General features: G+C 72.5%; 16 protein-coding genes and 1 tRNA gene. 6 read left to right on the forward strand and 11 right to left on the reverse strand.

Annotated elements, in window-relative coordinates; all coding sequences use genetic code 11:
- Positions 1-2: 2 nt before the first annotated feature.
- Both treY and glgX read right to left on the reverse strand, forming a co-directional pair.
- The gene (treY, locus tag HGK68_RS06930) at positions 3-2,495 is read right to left on the reverse strand and encodes a malto-oligosyltrehalose synthase (RefSeq protein ID WP_169165309.1); all 2,493 of its coding nucleotides are present in this window, start codon (positions 2,493-2,495) and stop codon (positions 3-5) included.
- The gene (gene glgX / locus HGK68_RS06935) at positions 2,492-4,621 is read right to left on the reverse strand and encodes a glycogen debranching protein GlgX (protein WP_169165310.1); all 2,130 of its coding nucleotides are present in this window, start codon (positions 4,619-4,621) and stop codon (positions 2,492-2,494) included. The genes treY and glgX overlap by 4 nt, the downstream gene beginning before the upstream one ends.
- Before the next feature lie 121 nt (positions 4,622-4,742).
- Here glgX and HGK68_RS06940 point away from each other — a divergent pair, with 121 nt between their 5' ends.
- Positions 4,743-4,946 (forward strand): hypothetical protein, encoded by a 204-nt coding sequence (locus tag HGK68_RS06940; protein ID WP_169165311.1) that lies wholly within the window; start codon positions 4,743-4,745, stop codon positions 4,944-4,946.
- Between the two features lie 47 nt (positions 4,947-4,993).
- Here HGK68_RS06940 and HGK68_RS06945 read toward each other — a convergent pair whose 3' ends face one another.
- On the reverse strand, positions 4,994-5,581 hold the full coding sequence (locus tag HGK68_RS06945) for an isochorismatase family protein (protein ID WP_169165312.1): 588 nt from the start codon (positions 5,579-5,581) through the stop codon (positions 4,994-4,996).
- Positions 5,582-5,712: 131 nt separating this feature from the next.
- Positions 5,713-6,525: a putative protein N(5)-glutamine methyltransferase gene (locus tag HGK68_RS06950; protein ID WP_246260651.1), complete on the reverse strand. Its 813-nt coding sequence runs from the start codon at positions 6,523-6,525 to the stop codon at positions 5,713-5,715.
- 40 nt (positions 6,526-6,565) lie between these two features.
- Here HGK68_RS06950 and HGK68_RS06955 point away from each other — a divergent pair.
- From HGK68_RS06955 to HGK68_RS06975, 5 genes are all read left to right on the forward strand, one after another.
- Positions 6,566-6,639 (forward strand) — tRNA-Leu (locus tag HGK68_RS06955).
- Positions 6,640-6,928: 289 nt separating this feature from the next.
- Entirely contained in the window at positions 6,929-7,996 is a 1,068-nt protein-coding gene (locus HGK68_RS06960; RefSeq protein WP_169165313.1) for a hypothetical protein, read from the forward strand.
- Positions 7,993-9,636 (forward strand): permuted SH3 domain-containing protein, encoded by a 1,644-nt coding sequence (locus HGK68_RS06965; RefSeq protein ID WP_246260653.1) that lies wholly within the window; start codon positions 7,993-7,995, stop codon positions 9,634-9,636. Before HGK68_RS06960 ends, HGK68_RS06965 begins: the two co-directional genes overlap by 4 nt.
- On the forward strand, positions 9,633-10,358 hold the full coding sequence (locus HGK68_RS06970; RefSeq protein WP_246260654.1) for an ABC transporter ATP-binding protein: 726 nt from the start codon (positions 9,633-9,635) through the stop codon (positions 10,356-10,358). The genes HGK68_RS06965 and HGK68_RS06970 overlap by 4 nt, the downstream gene beginning before the upstream one ends.
- On the forward strand, positions 10,358-11,578 hold the full coding sequence (locus HGK68_RS06975; protein ID WP_169165314.1) for an ABC transporter permease: 1,221 nt from the start codon (positions 10,358-10,360) through the stop codon (positions 11,576-11,578). The genes HGK68_RS06970 and HGK68_RS06975 overlap by 1 nt, the downstream gene beginning before the upstream one ends.
- Before the next feature lie 32 nt (positions 11,579-11,610).
- Here the strand turns inward: HGK68_RS06975 and HGK68_RS06980 are convergent, their stop codons facing one another.
- Genes HGK68_RS06980 through HGK68_RS07010 form a run of 7 tightly spaced genes read right to left on the reverse strand, consistent with a single transcriptional unit; the run spans position 11,611 to position 18,571 of the window.
- Positions 11,611-12,855: an MFS transporter gene (locus tag HGK68_RS06980; RefSeq protein ID WP_169165315.1), complete on the reverse strand. Its 1,245-nt coding sequence runs from the start codon at positions 12,853-12,855 to the stop codon at positions 11,611-11,613.
- 36 nt (positions 12,856-12,891) lie between these two features.
- The gene (locus HGK68_RS06985; protein WP_169165316.1) at positions 12,892-13,500 is read right to left on the reverse strand and encodes an urea amidolyase associated protein UAAP2; all 609 of its coding nucleotides are present in this window, start codon (positions 13,498-13,500) and stop codon (positions 12,892-12,894) included.
- A gap of 2 nt (positions 13,501-13,502) precedes the next feature.
- Positions 13,503-14,327 carry an urea amidolyase associated protein UAAP1 gene (locus HGK68_RS06990; RefSeq protein ID WP_246260655.1) on the reverse strand — a complete coding sequence of 275 codons (825 nt, stop codon included), beginning with the start codon at positions 14,325-14,327 and terminating at the stop codon, positions 13,503-13,505.
- Complete coding sequence (locus HGK68_RS06995) at positions 14,324-14,977, reverse strand: cysteine hydrolase family protein (protein ID WP_169165317.1); 654 nt, start codon at positions 14,975-14,977, stop codon at positions 14,324-14,326. Before HGK68_RS06995 ends, HGK68_RS06990 begins: the two co-directional genes overlap by 4 nt.
- A 21-nt stretch (positions 14,978-14,998) precedes the next feature.
- Positions 14,999-15,997 (reverse strand): ABC transporter permease, encoded by a 999-nt coding sequence (locus tag HGK68_RS07000; protein ID WP_169165318.1) that lies wholly within the window; start codon positions 15,995-15,997, stop codon positions 14,999-15,001.
- A 28-nt stretch (positions 15,998-16,025) separates the two neighbouring features.
- Positions 16,026-16,895 carry an ABC transporter permease gene (locus tag HGK68_RS07005; protein WP_169165319.1) on the reverse strand — a complete coding sequence of 290 codons (870 nt, stop codon included), beginning with the start codon at positions 16,893-16,895 and terminating at the stop codon, positions 16,026-16,028.
- A complete protein-coding gene (locus tag HGK68_RS07010) occupies positions 16,892-18,571 on the reverse strand; it encodes an ATP-binding cassette domain-containing protein (protein WP_169165320.1) in 1,680 nt (559 codons plus the stop codon). The genes HGK68_RS07005 and HGK68_RS07010 overlap by 4 nt, the downstream gene beginning before the upstream one ends.

Raw genomic sequence — 18,571 nt, forward strand, 5'->3', positions numbered from 1 at the left:
GTTCAGTCCTCCCGCACGAGCAGCGCGACCGGCATCCGGTCCAGCAGCTCGGCCAGTCGTCGCACCCCACCGGCCACTGCACGACCGGTCAGCACGTCCTGCCAGTCACCCTCGGGCAGCGCGACGGTGTGCTCCGCCCAGCCGCCCATCCGCTCCACCGACGCCGCGAGCCGAGTGGCGACCACCGCGATCCGCGGGTCACCGGCCACCGTGCGGGCGTAGGTGATCGCGTGACCGGAGGAGTGTGCCAGCGGTACGAAGCCGGCCTCCGGCCCGATGATCGCCTCGCGCAGCTCCCGGCGGACCCGGAGCGTGGCGGAGGTGAGCAGCAGCTTCTCGTCCGCCAGGTCGCGGGCACCCGCCCCCTCGTCCAACCGGGCCAGTCGGGCAGCGATCGCCGCATGGTCCACCGGTCGCCGGTTGTCCGGGTCGACCAGCGCGATCGACGGCACCTCGGTGCCCTGGTAGACATCCGCGACCCCGGGCAGGGTCAGGTGCAGCAGGGCGGTGCCCAGGGTGGCAGCCCGGACCGCCTCCCGGGTGCGCTGCTCCCATCGGCCGAACAGCTCGTCGATGGCCGGGTCGGTCACCGCCTGCCGGGCAGCGCCGAGCACCGCCGCCTCGTAGGCCTCGTCCGGTGCTGTCCAGGTGGTGTGCTGCTTGGCCTCCCGGATCGCCTTGGTCAGGTACTCGGTCAGCCGCTCGGCCGACAGCGGGCCGTCGGCCGTCCAGGTGCCGGCCAGGGTCTGCCACAACAGGTTCTCGGTCCGACCGTCCAGCAGGGCCGGACGCCAGGACGCGGAGGCCGCGCGCAGTTCGCCGACCAGCTCGGCCCACTCCACCGGCAGCTCGGACAGCACCCCGATCCGCGCCCGGACGTCCGCCGACCGCTTGGTGTCGTGGGTGGACATCGTGGTCATGCCGAGCGGGGAGGTCACCTGCATCCGACCGGCCCAGGTGAGCAGCTCGGTGGGGGACAGCGCGAAGCGGTCCGGCTCGCCGCCCACCTCGCACAGCGACACCAACTGGGTCCAGCGGTAGAAGGCGGTGTCCTCCACGCCCTTGGCCATCACCGCGCCGCAGGTCTGCTGGAAGCGCACGATCAGCTCGTCGCGCCGCGGGTCCCGGGTGCGACCGGCGGAGCCGACCTCGCGGCCGAGCAGCAGGTCGACCAGGACATCCATCGTCGCCGCCCGTTCCGGCGACAGGCGGGTGCGGGCCAGCGCGGCGGCGGTGGACAGCACCTCGATGTCCTCGGGCTGCGGCGTCTCGCCCGGCACCACGTAGGCGCGGTACCGGTCCATCGCGACCAGCAGTTCGACCAGGCAGTCCTGCAACGACCGCCAGGTGTGGTCGCGCAGCCGCAGGTCGTCCCGGCACACCTCGGCGGCCAGCTCGGTGAGCCGGTGCACCTCGGCGTACAGCGCCCGGTCGACGATCTCCCGCTTGGCCTGGTCGACCAGCTCCGGCAGCGCGTCGCTGGTGTCGCCGGTCAGCCGGTGCATCAGGGCGCCGAGCCGTCCGGAACCACCCGGGTCGACGAATGCCTGCTGGATCCGCCACGCGGTGTCGTAGCCGGTGCTGCCGGCGGTGTCCCAGTCGGTGGGCAGCTGCTCGTCGTTCTGCAGGATCTTCTCCACCACGACCCATGCGCCGCCGGTCGCCTCGCGCAGCCGCGCCAGATAACCGCCGGGGTCGGCCAGACCGTCCGGGTGATCGATCCGCAGCCCGTCCAGCACACCCTCGTCGATCAGTCGCAGCACCAGGGCGTGGGTGGCGTCGAAGACCTCCGGGTCCTCGACCCGGATCGCCGCCAGGGTGCCGACGTCGAAGAACCGCCGGTAGTTCAGCTCCTCGTCGGCCACCCGCCAGTAGGCGAGCCGGTAGTGCTGGCGCTCCACCAGCTCGGCCAGCGGCAGCGCCTCGGTGCCGGGGCGGACCGGGAACACGTGGTCGTAGTAGCGCAGCACGGGGCCGCGCTCAGGGTCGGTGTCCAGGGTGAGTTCGCCACTGGCGAGCACCTCGCCGATCCGGGCGCCCAGCACCGGCATCAGCACCGCACCGTCACCGGCGGACCAGTCCACGTCGAACCAGCTGGCGTACGGCGACTCGGGTCCTTCGGTCAGCACCGACCACAGGGCGCGGTTGTGCCAGGCAGGGGTGGGCACGGCCATGTGGTTCGGCACGATGTCCAGCACCAGGCCGAGCCCGGCGGCGTGCGCGACCTCGGCCAGCCGGCGCAGTGCCGCCTCGCCGCCCAGCTCCGGCGCGATCTCGTCGTGGTCGACCACGTCGTACCCGTGGGTCGACCCGGGCGCGGCACGCAGGATCGGCGACAGGTAGAGGTGGGTGACGCCGAGCGAGTCCAGGTAGGGCACTAGGTCGGCGGCGTCGTCCAGGGACAGGTCGGGGCCCAGCTGCAGCCGGTAGGTGGACACCGGCACCGGCCGACCCGGCGCGGGCAGGCGCCGGGTCGGGGTGGTCGGGTCGCTCACTCGGCGTCCTCGGTGGACATCGGCGGACGGGTGAGCACGACCAGCGAACGCGGGGCGAGACCCAGCTCGGCTCGGGCGTCCTTGACCTCACCGGCCTCGAACTGGCTGTCGGTGTCCAGCACCACCGTCCACTGCGTGCCGTAGTCCTCGGTCGGCAGGGTGAAGGTGACCGACTCTGGTGCCCCGTTGAACAGCACCAGGAACGAGTCGTCGACCACGTCCTCACCGCGCAGGTCCGGCTCGGCGATGGCGTCGCCGTTCAGGAACACCGCCACCGACCGGGCGAAGGCCTCCTGCCACTGCTCGTCGGACATGTGGCTGCCGGAAGGGTCGAGCCAGGCGATGTCCCGCAGGTCGGACTCACCGCCGCGCTCGGGTGCCCCGGCGAAGAACCGGCGGCGACGGAACACCGGGTGGTCGCGGCGCAGCGCCACCACCGTCCGGGTGTACTTCAGCAGCGCCTCCCGGGTCTCATCCAGGTCCCAGTCGACCCAGGACAGCTCGTTGTCCTGGCAGTACACGTTGTTGTTGCCCTGCTGGGTCCTGCCCAGCTCGTCGCCGTGCGCCAGCATCGGCACGCCCTGGGACAGCAGCAGTGTGGCGAGGAAGTTCCGGGACTGGCGGGCCCGGATCGCGATGATCTCCGGGTCGTCCGTGGGGCCCTCCACGCCGCAGTTCCAGGACCGGTTGAACGACTCGCCGTCGTTGTTGTCCTCGCCGTTCGCCTCGTTGTGCTTCTCGTTGTAGGACACCAGGTCCCGCAGGGTGAAGCCGTCGTGGGCGGTGATGAAGTTGACGCTGGCGATCGGGCGGCGGCCGGAGTGCTCGTACAGGTCCGAGGACCCGGACAGGCGGCTGGCGAACTCGGCCAGCGTCGACGGCTCACCGCGCCAGAAGTCGCGCACGGTGTCCCGGTAGCGGCCGTTCCACTCCGACCACAGCGGCGGGAAGCCGCCCACCTGGTAGCCGCCGTCGCCCAGGTCCCAGGGCTCGGCGATCAGCTTGACCTGGGAGATGATCGGGTCCTGCTGCACGATGTCGAAGAACGCGCTCAGCCGGTCGACCTCGTGGAACTGCCGGGCCAGGGTGGCCGCCAGGTCGAAGCGGAAGCCGTCGACGTGCATGTCCCGCACCCAGTAGCGCAGCGAGTCCATGATCAGCTGCAGCACGTGCGGCGAGCGCATCAGCAGCGAGTTGCCGGTGCCGGTGGTGTCGAAGTAGTGCGCGCGGTCGTCGTCCACCAGCCGGTAGTACGAGGCGTTGTCGATGCCCCGGAAGCTGAGCGTCGGGCCCATGTGGTTGCCCTCGGCGGTGTGGTTGTACACCACGTCCAGGATGACCTCGATGTCGGCGGCGTGCAGCGCCTTCACCATGGTCTTGAACTCCTGCACCTGCTGGCCGGTGGTCCCGTAGGCTGCGTAGCCGTTGTGCGGGGCGAAGAACCCGATGGTGTTGTAGCCCCAGTAGTTGGTCAGGCCCTTGTCCGCGAGCGAGTGGTCGTGCACGAACTGGTGCACCGGCATCAGCTCGACTGCGGTGACGCCCAGCTCGACCAGGTGCTCGATGATCGCCGGGTGCGCCATCGCCGAGTAGGTGCCGCGGATCTCCTCCGGGACCGCCGGGTGCAGCTTGGTCAGGCCCCGCACGTGCGCCTCGTAGATCACCGACTCGTGGTACTCGCGCTGCGGCGGCCGGTCGTGGCCCCAGTCGAAGTACGGGTTGACCACGACGGAGGTCATGGTGTGCCCGGCGGAGTCGTCGGTGTTCCGCTTCTCCGGCTCGCCGAAGGTGTAGCTGTACAGCGAGGGGTCGCCGTCGGTCTGCCCGTCGATCGCCTTGGCGTACGGGTCGAGCAGCAGCTTGCTCGGGTCGCAGCGGTGACCGGCCTCCGGGTCGTAGGGGCCGTGCACCCGGTAGCCGTAGCGCTGACCCGGCTGGACGGCCGGCAGGTACCCGTGCCAGACGTACGCGTCGACCTCGGGGAGGTCGACCCGGCGTTCGGTGCCGTCCTCCTCCACCAGGCACAGCTCGACCCGCTCCGCGACGGCGGAGAACAGAGCGAAGTTGGTTCCACTACCGTCGTAGGTGGCGCCCAGGGGGTAGGGGCGGCCCGGCCAGATGTTCATGCGTTCGTCCTCACTGGGTCAGAGTGCCAGGGGTAGTGGTGTTTCCGCAGCGCGAGCGGGCCTGCGGTTTCACCCCGCCGGACTCTCGCAAAACGGACAAAGTGGACGCATCCTGCTGCGCATGGAGGAGGACGAGCGGGTCGTGATCACCAACGCCGACATCGCCGCTGCCAAGCGGGACTGGCAACTGGCGCGTCATCGCGGTGATCTTCCCGACCGGATCGACGGCGCCTACGACACCTATCGACGACTGATCTCGGCCCAGGCGCAGCAGATCGCCGACGAGTTCCGGGCGACCGGGAGGCTGCGCGCCGACCAGGGCTGACCTGCCCGCACGGGCGACTGCCGCGCGCTGCCTCGCGCGAATCCGCGCTACCCCGCGAGGGCCAGCTCGACTCCTGCGCGGCTGAGCCGGGTGAGGGCCGCGATGCTCGTCGCGGTGGACACCCCGGCGGTCAGGTCGGTCAGCACCCGCACGGCGAAGCCCGCGTCCTGCGCGTCCAGGGCGGTCGCGGTGACGCAGTGGTCGGTGGCCAGACCGACCACGTCCACCGCCGTGACACCCGCGCTGCGCAGCGCATCGGCGAGATCGCCGTCCCGGCCGACAAGTTCACCCGCGAAACCGGAGTAGTCCTGACGGCCCTGGCCCTTGTGCACCAGCACCACGTCGGCGGGCAGCCGCAGCTCGGGGTGGAAGGCGGCGCCCGTGGTGTCCCGGACGCAGTGCTCCGGCCAGGTCGTCACGTAGTCCGGCGCCCCATCGATCGCGAAGTGCCCGTCGTTGCTGTCCGGCAGCGGCTCGTGCCAGTCGCCCGTCGCGGCCACCAGCGCGTAGTCGGCCGGGTGGGCTGCCAGGTACGCGGTCACCGCCCGGGCGACCTCGGCACCGCCGGTCACGGCGAGTGCGCCGCCCTCACAGAAGTCGTTCTGCACGTCCACCACGACCAGTGCCCGGGTCATCTCGTCCTCCACCGTTGCCGAATCGCGCCGTGGGCCGGCCGCGATGCCTCCATCGTGCCTGGTGTCGCCCCCGGTGCGCTCCGTCAGCCGCGCTCCGCCACGAAGCCCCAGCCGCGCTCCGCCACGATGTCTCAGTCGCGCTCCGCCACCACGGCCGTCGCGCCCAGGTCGTCCGCCGTCACCACCCGGGGTCGCAACCCCGCCGTCGCGCATGCCGCCGCCGTTCGCTCCGCCTGCCGCGCCGAGGTCTCGATCAGCAGCACACCGCCCGGCCGCAACCAACGCGGTGCCAGCTCGGCCACCCGTCGGTGCAGGGCGAGTCCGTCGACGCCGCCATCCAGCGCCAGCGTCGGTTCGTGCGCCCGGGCCTCGCTCGGCAGCAGCGCGATCTCGTCGGTGGGGACGTACGGGGTGTTGGCGGTCAGCAGATCCACCCGGCCGCTCAGCTCCGGCGGGAGCGGGGCGTCCAGGTCACCGACCAGCGCGGTCCCGGACACCCCGGCCTCGGCGATGTTCCGCTCCGCACAGGCCACCGCGGCCGGGTCGAGGTCGCAGCACCACAACCGACTGCCCGGCAGTGCCAGGGCCACCGACACCCCGATCGCGCCGACCCCGCAGCACAGGTCCACCACGGTGAGCGGACGGGCGCTCGCGGGCGACTCGGCGACCGCCGCCACCGCCGCACGCACCAGCAGCTCACTGCGCCGGCGTGGCACGAACACGCCGGGTGCCACCCGCACCCTGCGCCCGGCGAACGCCACCCAGCCGAGCAAGGGCTCCAGCGGCTCACCCGCCACCCGTCGCGCGGTCAGGGTCTCCAGCGCCGACCCGTCCCGCGCCGCCTCGACCAGCAGCGCCGCCTCGTCCTCGGCGAAGACGCACCCGGCGGCGCGCAGGCGTGCGATCAGCGCGGCGAGGTCGGGCGGGGAGAGCGTCACGGGCACGGGGGCACGCTACGCGCCGCTAGGATGGGTGGCGCACACGGCCCCGATAGCCCAACCGGCAGAGGCGTTCGGCTCAAACCCGATCCAGTGTGGGTTCGAATCCCACTCGGGGCACCCGTGCACGAGGCCCTGATCGCCACCTCGGCGGTCGGGGCCTCTGTCGTACCCACGGGCGGGCGCGCCTCGCCGGGCGTTTACCACCTACCGCGGCGCTGGTTCCACTCAAATCGCCGGGCGGCACCACGCATTCACCGGCAATGCTCTGGCATCCACCGGAAGTCTCCCGGCAATCTCCACCTCAGGTCGGACTCGCGCGGGCGTCCGCGTCGCTAGGGTCACAGTCAGCCCATAGCCCGACTTGTCGTCCTGCGCCAGTCGTACGTCCCCACGAACGGAGTCCTCCATGTCGACACCCCGCCCGCGCCGGGTCCTCGTCCTCGCCGCAGCAACGACAGGCCTGGTCGTCGCGCTGACCGGCTGCTCCGGCGGCGGCAACGGTGGTGGCGGTGGCAGCACCGAATGGACCCCCGGGGCGCTGGACGAGTTCACCGCGAAGATCTACGGCTACAGCCTGGAGGAGGACGAGCGCTCCCAGGAGGAGATGCAGGCGGAATCCGACCGGCAGAACGCCAAGGTGGAGGAACTGGTCGCCACCTGCATGCAGGAACAGGGATTCGACTACACCCCGCAGGAGAACAGCGGCGGTTCCGTCATCCTCGGGGACGACCTCGACGTCGAATGGGGAACCCTGGAATTCGCGCAGAAGTACGGCTACGGAATCAGCACCGATCCGTGGAACTCCGCGGGGCAGCCGGTCGAGACGGAGGAGTACGTCGACGCCAACCAGGAGTACCGGGACTCGATGTCCGAGTCCGAGCAGGCGGCCTACGACGAGGCGCTGTACGGCCCGCCGGTGGAGTACGTCGAGGGTGAGGACACGACCGAGTACGACTGGACCACCGCCGGTTGCTACGGCTCCGCCCAGCACGAGGTCTACAACAGCGGCGACGGCGGTGCCGACTACGCCGACCTCGAGGACGAGATCAACCGCTTCTACGAGACCGTCGAGGCCGATTCCCGGGTCACCGCACTGAACAACGCCTGGGCCTCCTGCATGGCGGACGAGGGCTTCGACGGCCTGACCAACGTCAACGAGGGGAACAACGCCCTCTACGACGAGTACAACGCACTGCAGGGCTGGGACGACCCGGAGTACACCGCGCAGGCCGAGAGCTGGGACTGGGACGCCAACCCGGACGGCCCGCCGGCGCCGGAGGTCGACGAGGCGAAGCTGAAGGCGTTCACCGACAAGGAGATCGCCCAGGCGGTCGCCGACTTCACCTGCCAGAAGAACGTCGACTACATCGCCAAGCGCCAGGAGGTGGACCACGAGCTGCAGCAGGAGTTCGTGGACCAGCACCGCACCGAGCTGCAGGCCTGGGCCGACGCCGCGGAGGCGAAGCGCAAGTGAGCGGGCACAACACCGGCGACGAGCCGACCGAGATCATCGCGTTGGACGCCGCACCGGCCGAGCCGCGACCGACCGAGCCGCGGCCGTCGTGGCGCACCGGCAACCGCACCCTGCTGGTCCTGGCCGGGGTCGCGGTGGTGAGTCTGATCGCCGGACTGGGACTGTCCCGTCTGATCGTGAACCCGGCCGAGGCCGCCGCGCGCACCGCGGCGCCGGAGGCGGGTCCGATCACGGTGCCGGTGGAGAACCGGGAACTGAGCAACGACGTGACGATCCGCGGTGACGTGGTCTTCGACGACGCGGTGGACCTGCGGGTGGAGACCGCCGAGCTCGGGGAGCGTGCCGTCATCACGGGACAGGTGCCGGAGGTCGGCGCGACGCTCGACGCCGGTTCGGTGGCGCTGGAGATCGCGGGCCGTCCGGTGCTGGTCCTGCCGGGCACCCTGCCCACCTACCGCACGCTGCGGATCGGGGTCTCCGGCCCGGACGTGCTGCAGCTCAAGGCGGCGCTGGGGGCGCTGGGGATCGGCGCGGGCGACGCGACCGCTGACACCTACGACCAGGCGACCGCCGACGGGGTCGCCGAGCTCTACCGCCGCGCGGGCTACCCGGTGCCGTCGGCCTCCGACGAGGAGCAGCAGGCGGTGACCGACGCCGAGCGGATGGTGCGCTCGGCGCAGGCCGACCTCACCTCCGCCGAGGGCGCGCTGGCATCGGCCCGCACCGGGTCGACCACCACCGCCGAGGTCGCCGCCGCGGATGCCGCGGTGCGGTCCGCCCAGCGAGCGGTGACGGTGGCGGAGGCCGAGCTGGCCGCCTGCCCGGCCAACGGCTGCACGGCCGGGGAACAGGCGGCGGCGTCGAAGGCGGTGGACGACGCCCGGGATGCCGTCGGCGTGGCCCAGGCCGAGCGCGCCCAACTGGACGCGGCGCCGAACACCAGCGCCGAGTCGGCCAGCGTGCAGGCGGCCAAGGACAACCTGGCCGATGCCAAAACCGCCCTGGCCGAGGCGCGGGAGGCCACCGTCGTCGCCCTGCCCGCCAGCGAGATCGTGTACCTGGAGACCCTGCCGCGCCGGGTCGACGAGGTGACCGTCAAGCGTGGCGGCACCGTCGACGGCTCGGTGATGAAGGTGTCCGGGGCGACCCTGCAGGTGGTGGGCACCGCGGCCAACGCCGATGCCGCCCTGTTGGCGGTCGGCACCACCGGCAGCATCGATGTGGACGGCACCGCGGTCCCGGTCACCGTGACCGAGATCGCCGAGCCGGAGTCCGGCGGCAAGGAGGACAAGTCCACCGCCGGTCGCAAGAAGGTCACCATGCAACCCGGTGAGCTGACCCCGGAGCAGACCGCCGCGTTGCAGGGGTCGAACGTCCGGGTGTCGATCCCGGTCTCGTCCACCGGGGGTGCGGTGCTCGCCGTGCCGTTGGCGGCGTTGACCGCCGGACCCGGTGGTGAGTCGCGGGTGGAGCTGATGGCCGACGACGGCACTACCTCCCTGGTCGAGGTGGAGACCGGCCTGGCGGCGGGCGGGTACGTCCAGGTCACCGGTGACGGGCTGGCCGAGGGCGACCTGGTGGTCGTGGGCCAGAACGGCTCCGAGGCATCGGACGACGCGACCGCGAACGAGGACGCGTGACCGCCCTCGACCCGGTGTTCGCCGAGCTGGAGGGCTCGGCGGCGCCGGTCCCGCCGGTGGTGGAGCTGCGGGAGGTGGCCCGGGTGTTCCCCGGTGACCCGCCGGTCCACGCGCTGCATCCGAGCGATCTGGTGGTGGCGGCGGGAGACTACCTGTCCATCGTCGGCCCGTCCGGCTCCGGCAAGTCGACCCTGTTGCACCTGCTCGGACTGCTGGACCGTCCGTCGTCGGGGGAGTACCTGCTGGACGGGGAGCCGACGAAGGACATCTCCGAGGCGCGGCGCAGCGCGCTGCGCGGTGGCCGGATCGGCTTCGTGTTCCAGCAGTTCCACCTGTTGCCGCACCGCACGGTGCTGGACAACGTCCTGCTGGCCACGCTCTACAGCGGGGTACCGCGCGCCGAACGCCGGGAACGGGCCCTGGCGGCGCTGGACCGGGTGCATCTGAGCCACCGGCTGAACTTCCTGCCGACCACCCTGTCCGGCGGTGAACGTCAGCGGGTCGCCGTCGCCCGGGCCGTGGTCGCCTCGCCCCGGGTCCTGCTGGCCGACGAGCCGACCGGCAACCTGGACACGAAGAACTCGGCCGGGGTGCTGGAACTCTTCGACGAGCTGCACGACGACGGCCTGACCCTGGTGGTCATCACGCACGACGACGTGGTCTCCGCCCGTGCCGACCGCCGGGTGCGGATCGCCGACGGCCGACTGACCGAGGTGGCGTGATGAGCGATCGCTTCGGCGCCCGGGACCTGTTCCGGGAGGCGTCGGCCGGGATCGACGCGCGCCCCGGTCGCCTGTTCCTGACCATCCTCGGCACGGTGCTGGGCATCGCGTCGGTGGTGGTGACGGTCGGACTGGCGCAGACCGCCGCCGGTCAGATCGCCCGACGCTTCGACGCGGTGGCCGCCACGCAGGCGCTGGCCAGCCCGGCGACCACCCGGACCGCCGACGGCAGCCAGCGAGCGACCCAGTCCCTGCCCTGGGACGCCGACTCGCGTGCCGCCCGGCTGAACGGGATCGAGGCCGCCGGTCTGATCGCCACCGTCGACATCGGCGAGGCGACGGTGACGGCGGTGCCGGTGAACGACCCGTCGGCGCCGGAGACCTCCGCCCCCGTGGTGCTGGCCGGATCGGCCGGGCTGCTGGACGCGGTCCGTGGTCACCTGGTCACCGGCAGGTTCTTCGACACCGGGCACGACCAGCGTGGCGACCGGGTGGTGGTGCTCGGTGCCCGCGCCGCCGAACGTCTGGGGGTGAGCCGGGTCGATCGCCAGCCGTCGGTGTTCATCGGCGACCGGGCGTACACCGTGATCGGGATCATCGACGGGATGCAGCGCCGCACCGACCTGCTGGACGCCCTCCTGCTGCCGGACGGCACCGCGCGACAGGACTTCGCCCTGGCGGCGCCGGAGGAACTGCACCTGCGGATCGCGGTGGGTGCCGGACCGCTGGTCGCCGATCAGGTGCCGATCGCCCTGGCGCCCAACAACCCGGAGGTGGTCAGCATGCAGGTGCCGGCCGGTGGCTCCGCGGTGGGCAGCGAGGTGCAGGCCGACATCAGCACGATCTTCCTGGCGCTCGGCGGGGTGGCCCTGCTGATCGGTGGCCTCGGGATCGCGAACGTCACCCTGCTCTCGGTGATGGAGCGGGTGGGGGAGATCGGTCTGCGGCGAGCGCTCGGCGCCCGGCGCCGGGACATCGCCAGCCAGTTCATGATCGAGTCGGCGACGGTGGGGCTGCTCGGCGGCATGGTCGGTGCCGCCCTCGGGGTGGCCTCGGTGGTCGCGGTGTCGGCCGCCCAGTCCTGGACGCCGATCCTGGACATCTGGGTGGTGCTCGGCGCGGCGGCCGGTGGCGGTGTGATCGGCCTCCTGGCCGGGATCTACCCGGCGCTCAAGGCGGCCTCGGTGGAGCCGATCGCGGCCCTGCGCGGCGGGGTGTGACGGGTCGGCCGTCCGGCGCGGCGGGACCGGTCTCAGACCGCCCGCACCGTCGGCCGTCGGCCCAGCACCGCCACCAGCAGCACCGCCAGCACCATCAGCCCCGCCGCCGCACCGCCCAGCCACCGGTAGCCCGCCCCGGCGATCACCCAGCCCCCGGCCAGCGCCCCGACCGCGGTGCCGAGGGAGATCAGCGAGGAGTTGAGCGCCACCACCAGCTGTCCGTGCCGTCCGGACAGCGCGAGCAGGACGTTCTGCAGCGGGGAGTTCATCGCCCAGGCGGCGAAGCCCCAGAGCGCGAACACGGCGGACGCGGCGATCGGTGAGCCGGTGGCCGGTGTGAGCAGGGCCAGTGCCACCGCCGAGGTCCCGAGCGCGAGCACGATGCTCCGGGCGGCGCCGAACCGGTCGGCGAGTCGTCCGCCCACCACGTTGCCCGCGACCCCGGCCAGCCCGTAGGCCAGCAGCACCGCGGACAGCACGACGCCGGTGATGCCGGCCAGGTCCGTCAGCATCGGTGCGGCGTAGGTCTGCACCATCAGCGCCGAGGCGGTCTCCAGCATCGAGACCAGCAGCATCGCGGCGATCAGCACCGGCAGCGCGGGTCCGATCCCCGGTGTCGCACCGCCCGGTACCGGCTCGCTCCCCGCGACGTCCCCGGCGGGAGCGCCGAACCGCCCGGCCGGGGGCCCGGCAGCCGGCGCCGACCCGGGTGGGCGGACCAGCCACAGCACCGAGCCGAGCGCGATCAGGGCCAGCGCCGCGACCAGTGCGTACACCCCGCGGTACCCGAGCACCGGTCCGAGCAGGTTGCCCGCCGGAGCGCCGAGCACGGTGGCGGTGGTCAGGCCGCCGAACACCGTCGCCACCGCGCGGCCACGACCACCCGGTGGGGCCAGGCGGGCGGCGAGCACGGTGGCGGTCGGGGTGAACCCGCCGGCGGCGACCGCCGACAGCCCGCGCAGCACCGCCACCGCCGTGTAGGTCGTGACCAGCGCGGTCGCGACGGCGGTCAGGGCGAACCCGGCCAGCGCCAGGCACATCAGCAGCCGTCTGGGGAGTCGATGCAGCGCGAGAGCGAGCAGCGGCGTCGAGATCGCGTAGGTGAAGCCGTACACGCTGACCAGACCGCCGACCTGGGTGACCGGCACCCCCAGGTCGGCGGAGACGGTCGGCACCAGTCCGGCCATCACGTAGGAGCCGAAGCCGATGGAGAAGGTGCCGGTGGCCAGCGGCCAGAGCCGGGCGCGGGCCACCAGCGGGGGAGCCTGGACGGTCACCTGGTCACCGACCGGGCCGGTGGATGCCGCCGCCGGTCACCGCGGGTCCTCGATGATCATCCGCACCGGGGTCGGGTCGAAGCCGTTGCACGGGTTGTTGATCTGCGGGCAGTTGGACACCAGCACCAGCACATCCCGTTCCGCCAGCAGGGTGAGGGTCAGCCCGGGGGAGGACAACCCGTCCACGATGCCCAGCGCGCCGTCCGCCTCCACCGGCACGTTCATGTACCAGTTGATGTTGCTCACCAGATCGCGCTTGTCCAAGCCCCAGCGGGCCCCCTCGGCCAGGAAGTTCTCCACGCACGCGTGCTGGTGCACGGTGTGGTGGCCGTAGCGCAGGGAGTTCGACTCCTTGGAACAGGCGCCGCCGATGGTGTCGTGCCGCCCGACGTCGTCCCGGACCAGGGTCATCAACGGCTGGTCGTCCGACGCCCGCAGCACCGACCCGGTGGTCAGGTAGACGTTGCGGGCAGCGGCGATGGTGGCCGCCGCCGAGTACCGGATGGTGGTGTCGTGGGCGTCGTACAGCAGGCAGTCCACCGCCTGATTGCCCTCCAGGTCCACGATGGTGAGCTGGTGCCCGGCCGGGACCACCGCCGACCACGGGGCACGACGAGGCACTGTTTGGTCCAGAATCACGGTCATCGTCACAACCCCTTCGCGCGCAGGTAGTCGGTGGTGTTGGCATAGGCCCGGGCCGCCTCCGGGGTGGCGGTGGCCAGCGGGTCGGTCAGGGTGGTCGGCGTCCCCCGCCACGCCCGCAGCCGGAGCGGGGTGGACACGTACTCGGGCCGGGGATCGACCGGGTGCGGGACATTGGCCAGCAGCACCAGGCAGGGCAGCTCCAACCGCAGCCGGATCCGAGCGCCCGGCCCGGCGGACCCGATGAACTCCGTGCTGCCGTCGTCGGCGATCCGCACGCCCTGGAACAGGCTGATGCTCGGCGGCACGTCCCGGGGGCCCAGCCCCTGCTTCAGCGCCGCCAGGGTCAGGAGCTCGCGACCGGCCGGCGTCCCGCCCTGCGGCGAGCCGTCCCCGTACCGGCGTTCGTTCGCCGCCCGGGTGGAGGTGCCGCAGAAGGTGTCGTGCCGACCGGAGGTGTCGGAGAGCACCGTCGCCAGCACCCGGCCCCGGTCGGAGAGCAGCATCGACCCGGCCCCCAGGTACGCCTGCCACTGGATCTTGACCGTGTCCGCGACGTTCAGGCGCTCGTCCACCTGGGCCGCATTGGTCAGCACCAGATGGGCGCAGGCGTCACCGGCCAGGTCGGTCAGCTCCAGCACCGTCCCCGCAGTGAAGGCCAGGCTGGTGTAGTTGCCACCCGCGACCGTCTCGGCGTGCAGCCGTTCACCGGCGTCCTGCGGCCAGTCGCCGGCGCTCGCGGCCGGGACGGTGGGCATGGTCTCCACGACGGTGCCGCCCTGGGCGCGGGCGTGGTCCCGGGCGCCCGACGGATTCGCGGTGCCGCTCACAGCCCCACCACCGCACCGACCCGGTCCAGCGCCACGGCCCGAGCGACCTCGGGGTTCTCCGGTGCGGTGGTCAGCCAGTCCTGCACCTGCTCGGCGGTCACCAGGGCGTCGCGCTGCAGGTAGTGGATCGCGCGCAGTGCCGCGTCGTGCGCCTCCTGGGTGGAGCCGCCCACCCCGTCGGTCACCACCCGGACCCGATAGTCGTGCTGGTGCGCGTCGACGGCGGTGTAGTGGATGCAGACATCGGTCAGCCCGCCGACCAGGATCACCGTCTCCGCCCGGTACGCCTTGAGCACGATCTCCAGCTCGGTGCCGAAGAACGCCGAGTACCGGCGCTTGCGGATCAGGAACTCCTCCGGCCGCGGCTCCAGGCCCTGCGCCAGCTCGGTCTCCGGCCAGCCCTCCACGCAGTGCGGTCCCTCGGAGCCGTCCAGCTCCCGACCGATGTCGATCAGCGAGGGCTTGTGCACCTCCTGGATCCAGACCACCGGGATACCCCGCTCCCGGCACTCCGCGATCAGCGCGCGGACCCGGGGTGCCCGTTCGGTGCGGCCGGGCATGTACGGGATCTCGGTACGGGACTCGGCCCGCTCCACGTCTCCGCCCTGGATGTCGACGACGATCAGGACGGCGTTACCGGTGACGTTCATGGGGATTCCTTTCAGTCGCGCTCAGGCGAGCGCGATCCGACGGTCGGCGGCTGCCTGCAGGCAGTCGACGACGGTGTTGAGCAGGACGTAGACGATGCCGAGCACCAGGGCGACCCCGGCGATGGCCGGGAAGTCGGAGGCGGCGACGGATTTGTCGAGGTAGGAGCCGACCCCGGGCCAGTCGAAGATCTTCTCCACGACCACCAGCCCGGCCAGCAGCATCCCGGCCTGGATCCCGACCATCGACAGGGTCGGACCCAGGGAGTTGCGCACCGCGTGCCGGACGAGGATCTGCCGCTCGCTCATCCCGGCCGACCGGGCGGTGCGGGCGTGGTCGGCGGACATGTTGGCCTTCAACCCGTCCACCAGGACCCGACCGATGGCGACCGCGGGGGAGATCGCCGCGCACAGTGCGGGCAGCGCCAGATGCGCCACCGCGTCACCGAGGACGTCGATCCGCCCGGCCAGCAGCCCGTCCAGCACCAGGAACCCGGTCGGCCCGGCAGGGGCGTCGCGGATCCCGGACCGCCCACCCGAGGGCAACCAGCCGAGCTGGGCGTAGAACACCAGCAGCCCCACCATGCCGAGCAGGAAGGTCGGTGCCGCGGCCCCGGACAGCAGCACCACCCGCACGATCCCCGCGCCCCGCCAGGCCAGCGTGGTCAGCGCGGCGAACGCCACCCCGAGCACCAGCGCGATCCCCAGTACCCAGGCCGCCAGCTCCAGACTCGCGGGGAGCACCTGCGCCAGGTTCTCCGCCACCGGGGTCCGGCTGCGCAACGAGTTCTGCAGATCGCCGTGCAGCAATCCGTTCAGGTAGGTCAGGTACCGCGACACCAGGGGCTCGTCCAGCCCGAGGCGCTCGCGGGCGGCGGCCACGGCATCGGCGGAGGCATTCGCACCCACGTAGGCCTTGGCCGGGTCCACCCCGGACACCTCTTGCAGGCCGAACAGCGCCATGGTGAGCGCCAGCAGCACCCCCAGGGTGGCCCCGACCCGCTTGACCAGGAACATCACCATCTCGGCATCTCCTTCATCGGGGCGGCCATCAGCGGCCGCGCATCAGGTCGCGGACGCCGTCGCCGGCGAGGTTGGCGGCCAGGGCGATCACCAGCACCGCCAGGCCGGGGAAGATCGGCACCCACCACGCCTGGAGCAGGTAGGCCATGCCCTGCGCCGCCATCGCCCCGAGTTCGGGTGCCGGTGCCGGGGACGACAGGCCGATGAACGACAGCCCGGACAGGGCGACCACCAGCCCGCCGACGTCCAGGCTGGCGGCGACGACGATGGTCGACCGGACCCCGGGCAGCAGATGCCGGGTGACCCGGATGCCCCACGGGGTTCCGGCGAGCCGTGCCGCCTCCAGGTGGGGACGCGCCGCCCAGGCCCGCACCTCTCCGCGCACCAGCCGGGCGTACAACGGCCACCAGACCACGGCGACCCCGATCAGCGCGCTGGTGAAGCTGGCACCCAGGGCCGCCGCCACCGCCATCGCGATCACCAGACCGGGGAGTGCCAGGAACAGGTCGGTGCCGCGCATCAGCACGGTGTCCACCCAGCCGGGGAGGGCACCGGCCAGCAGGCCGACCAGACCGCCGATCAGCACACCGGAGACAATCACGATCACCGCCGCGATCAGGCTGGACCGCATGCCGTACAACAGCCGGGACAGGATGTCGTAGCCCAGGGCGTCGGTGCCGAACAGGTGACCCGGGCTCAACGGCGGCAGGAAGGCGTCCCCGCTGCGCAGGATCGGCGAGTGCGGGGCCAGCACCGGGGCCGCCACCGCGACCAGGACGATCAGCACCAGCGCGCCGATCGCGATCAGGTCCACCCCGACCGCCCGGTGCCGGACGGCGGTCAGCTTCGCCCAGCGGCGGGCTGCTCGCCCGGGGGCGACGGCGGTCATCGTGGTCATCGGCTGGCTCCGATCCGGTGCTGCGGGCCGGGGATCGCGGCCAGCAGGGTGCGGGTGTACTCGTGTGCGGGTGCCGCGCAAACCTGGTCGGTGGGCCCGACCTCGACGATCCGGCCCGCCCGCATCACCGCGATCCGGTCGGCGACGATCCGGGCCGCCGCCAGGTCGTGGGTCACGAACAGCACCGACATGCCCAGGTCGCGGCGCAGCCGACCGATCAGGTTCAGCACGGTGGCGGCCAGCGACACATCCAGTGCGCTGGTCGGCTCGTCGCAGAGCAGCACGGTCGGCGGCACGATCACCGCCCGGGCCAGCGCGACCCGCTGGCGCTGCCCGCCGGAGAGCTGGTCGCCGCGGGCCCGGGCGGTCTCCTCCGGCAGTCCGACGGTGCGCAGCGCGTCCAGCACCGCGGTCCGGCGCTGCTCACGGGACATCCCGGTGACGTGCGAGCGCAGCCGCTCGTCCAGCATCGTCCCGACCCGCAGCCACGGGGTGAGCGAGGCACCGGCGTCCTGGAACACCATCTGCGGGCGGGCGCCGTCGGCGACGGTCACCGACCCGGAGGTCAGGGTCTCCAATCCGGCGACCACCCGGAGCAGGGTGGACTTGCCACAGCCGCTCTCGCCGACCAGGGCCACCGACTCCCCGGCCCGCACCTTCAGGTCCACCCCGCGCAACGCCGCCAACGTCCGGCGCTGCCAGGGCGGTCCGGAGCGGAACTCGCGGTGCGCGTCGCTGACCGTGACGGCCGCCGTGGGCTTGATCGGCGGCGCGGGCCAGCGTGCGGGCAGGGTCGGGGTCGGTGCGCCGGGGGCCAGGTCCAGCACCCCGTCGGCGCCGATGGCCAGGTCGTCGTCCCCGGCAGGCGGGGCGGCGGTGACCGGCATCGCCGCCAGCGGCCGGTCACGTGGCGTGTCCAGGTCGATGCGGGACCGCAACAGGTTCTTGGTGTAGCCGTGCTGCGGATCGCCGAACACCTGGTCCACGGCCGCCGACTCGACGATCCGTCCGGTCTGCATCACCGCGATCCGGTCGCAGACCTGGGCCGCCACCCCGAGGTCGTGGGTGACGAAGACGATGGAGCAGTCGATCTCCGCGCGCAGCGCGAGCAGCAGGTCCAGGATCTGCGCCTGCACCGTGACGTCAAGGGCGGTGGTCGGCTCGTCGGCCAGGATCAGCGACGGTCGTCGGGCCACCGCCAGCGCGATCATCACGCGCTGGCGCAGACCGCCGGACAGCTGGTGCGGGTACGCCTTCAACCGGTCGGCCGGCTGCGGGATGCCCACGTCCGCCAGCAGCGACAGTGCCTGCGCCCGGTCCCGGGTCACCTCGGCCAGCTGGCGGCCGATGGTCATCGTCGGATCCAGCGAGGTCATCGGATCCTGGAACACCGCGCCGACGTGCCGGCGGCGGGTGGCCCGCCGCACCGGGTCCGGGGCGTGGATCATGTCGGTCCCGGCCAGGTCGATCGCACCGGAGACCTCCGGCCGGGCGGCGGCGGGCAGCAGCCCCATCACCGCCAGGCCGAGGATGCTCTTGCCCGATCCCGACCCGCCGACCAGGCCGAGCACCTCACCGGGGGCCACGCTCAGGTCCACGCCGCGCACCGCGTGCACGCTCTCCCCGTCGCGGCGGAGCCGGACCTCCAGCCCGGTCACGCTCAGGACGTCGGTCAT

It is taken from the genome of Cellulomonas taurus, from assembly GCF_012931845.1.
Lineage (GTDB): Bacteria > Actinomycetota > Actinomycetes > Actinomycetales > Cellulomonadaceae > Cellulomonas > Cellulomonas taurus.

Bases quoted from the DNA above. Each gene is read 5' to 3' on its own strand.
- HGK68_RS07010 (WP_169165320.1), bottom strand. From the start codon at position 18,571: ATGACCGACGTCCTGAGCGTGACCGGGCTGGAGGTCCGGCTCCGCCGC.
- HGK68_RS07000 (WP_169165318.1), bottom strand. From the start codon at position 15,997: ATGGTGATGTTCCTGGTCAAGCGGGTCGGGGCCACCCTGGGGGTGCTG.
- HGK68_RS06960 (WP_169165313.1), top strand. From the start codon at position 6,929: ATGTCGACACCCCGCCCGCGCCGGGTCCTCGTCCTCGCCGCAGCAACG.
- HGK68_RS06995 (WP_169165317.1), bottom strand. From the start codon at position 14,977: ATGAACGTCACCGGTAACGCCGTCCTGATCGTCGTCGACATCCAGGGC.
- HGK68_RS07005 (WP_169165319.1), bottom strand. From the start codon at position 16,895: ATGACCACGATGACCGCCGTCGCCCCCGGGCGAGCAGCCCGCCGCTGG.
- HGK68_RS06945 (WP_169165312.1), bottom strand. From the start codon at position 5,581: ATGACCCGGGCACTGGTCGTGGTGGACGTGCAGAACGACTTCTGTGAG.
- HGK68_RS06940 (WP_169165311.1), top strand. From the start codon at position 4,743: ATGGAGGAGGACGAGCGGGTCGTGATCACCAACGCCGACATCGCCGCT.
- HGK68_RS06985 (WP_169165316.1), bottom strand. From the start codon at position 13,500: ATGACCGTGATTCTGGACCAAACAGTGCCTCGTCGTGCCCCGTGGTCG.
- HGK68_RS06975 (WP_169165314.1), top strand. From the start codon at position 10,358: ATGAGCGATCGCTTCGGCGCCCGGGACCTGTTCCGGGAGGCGTCGGCC.
- glgX (WP_169165310.1), bottom strand. From the start codon at position 4,621: ATGAACATCTGGCCGGGCCGCCCCTACCCCCTGGGCGCCACCTACGAC.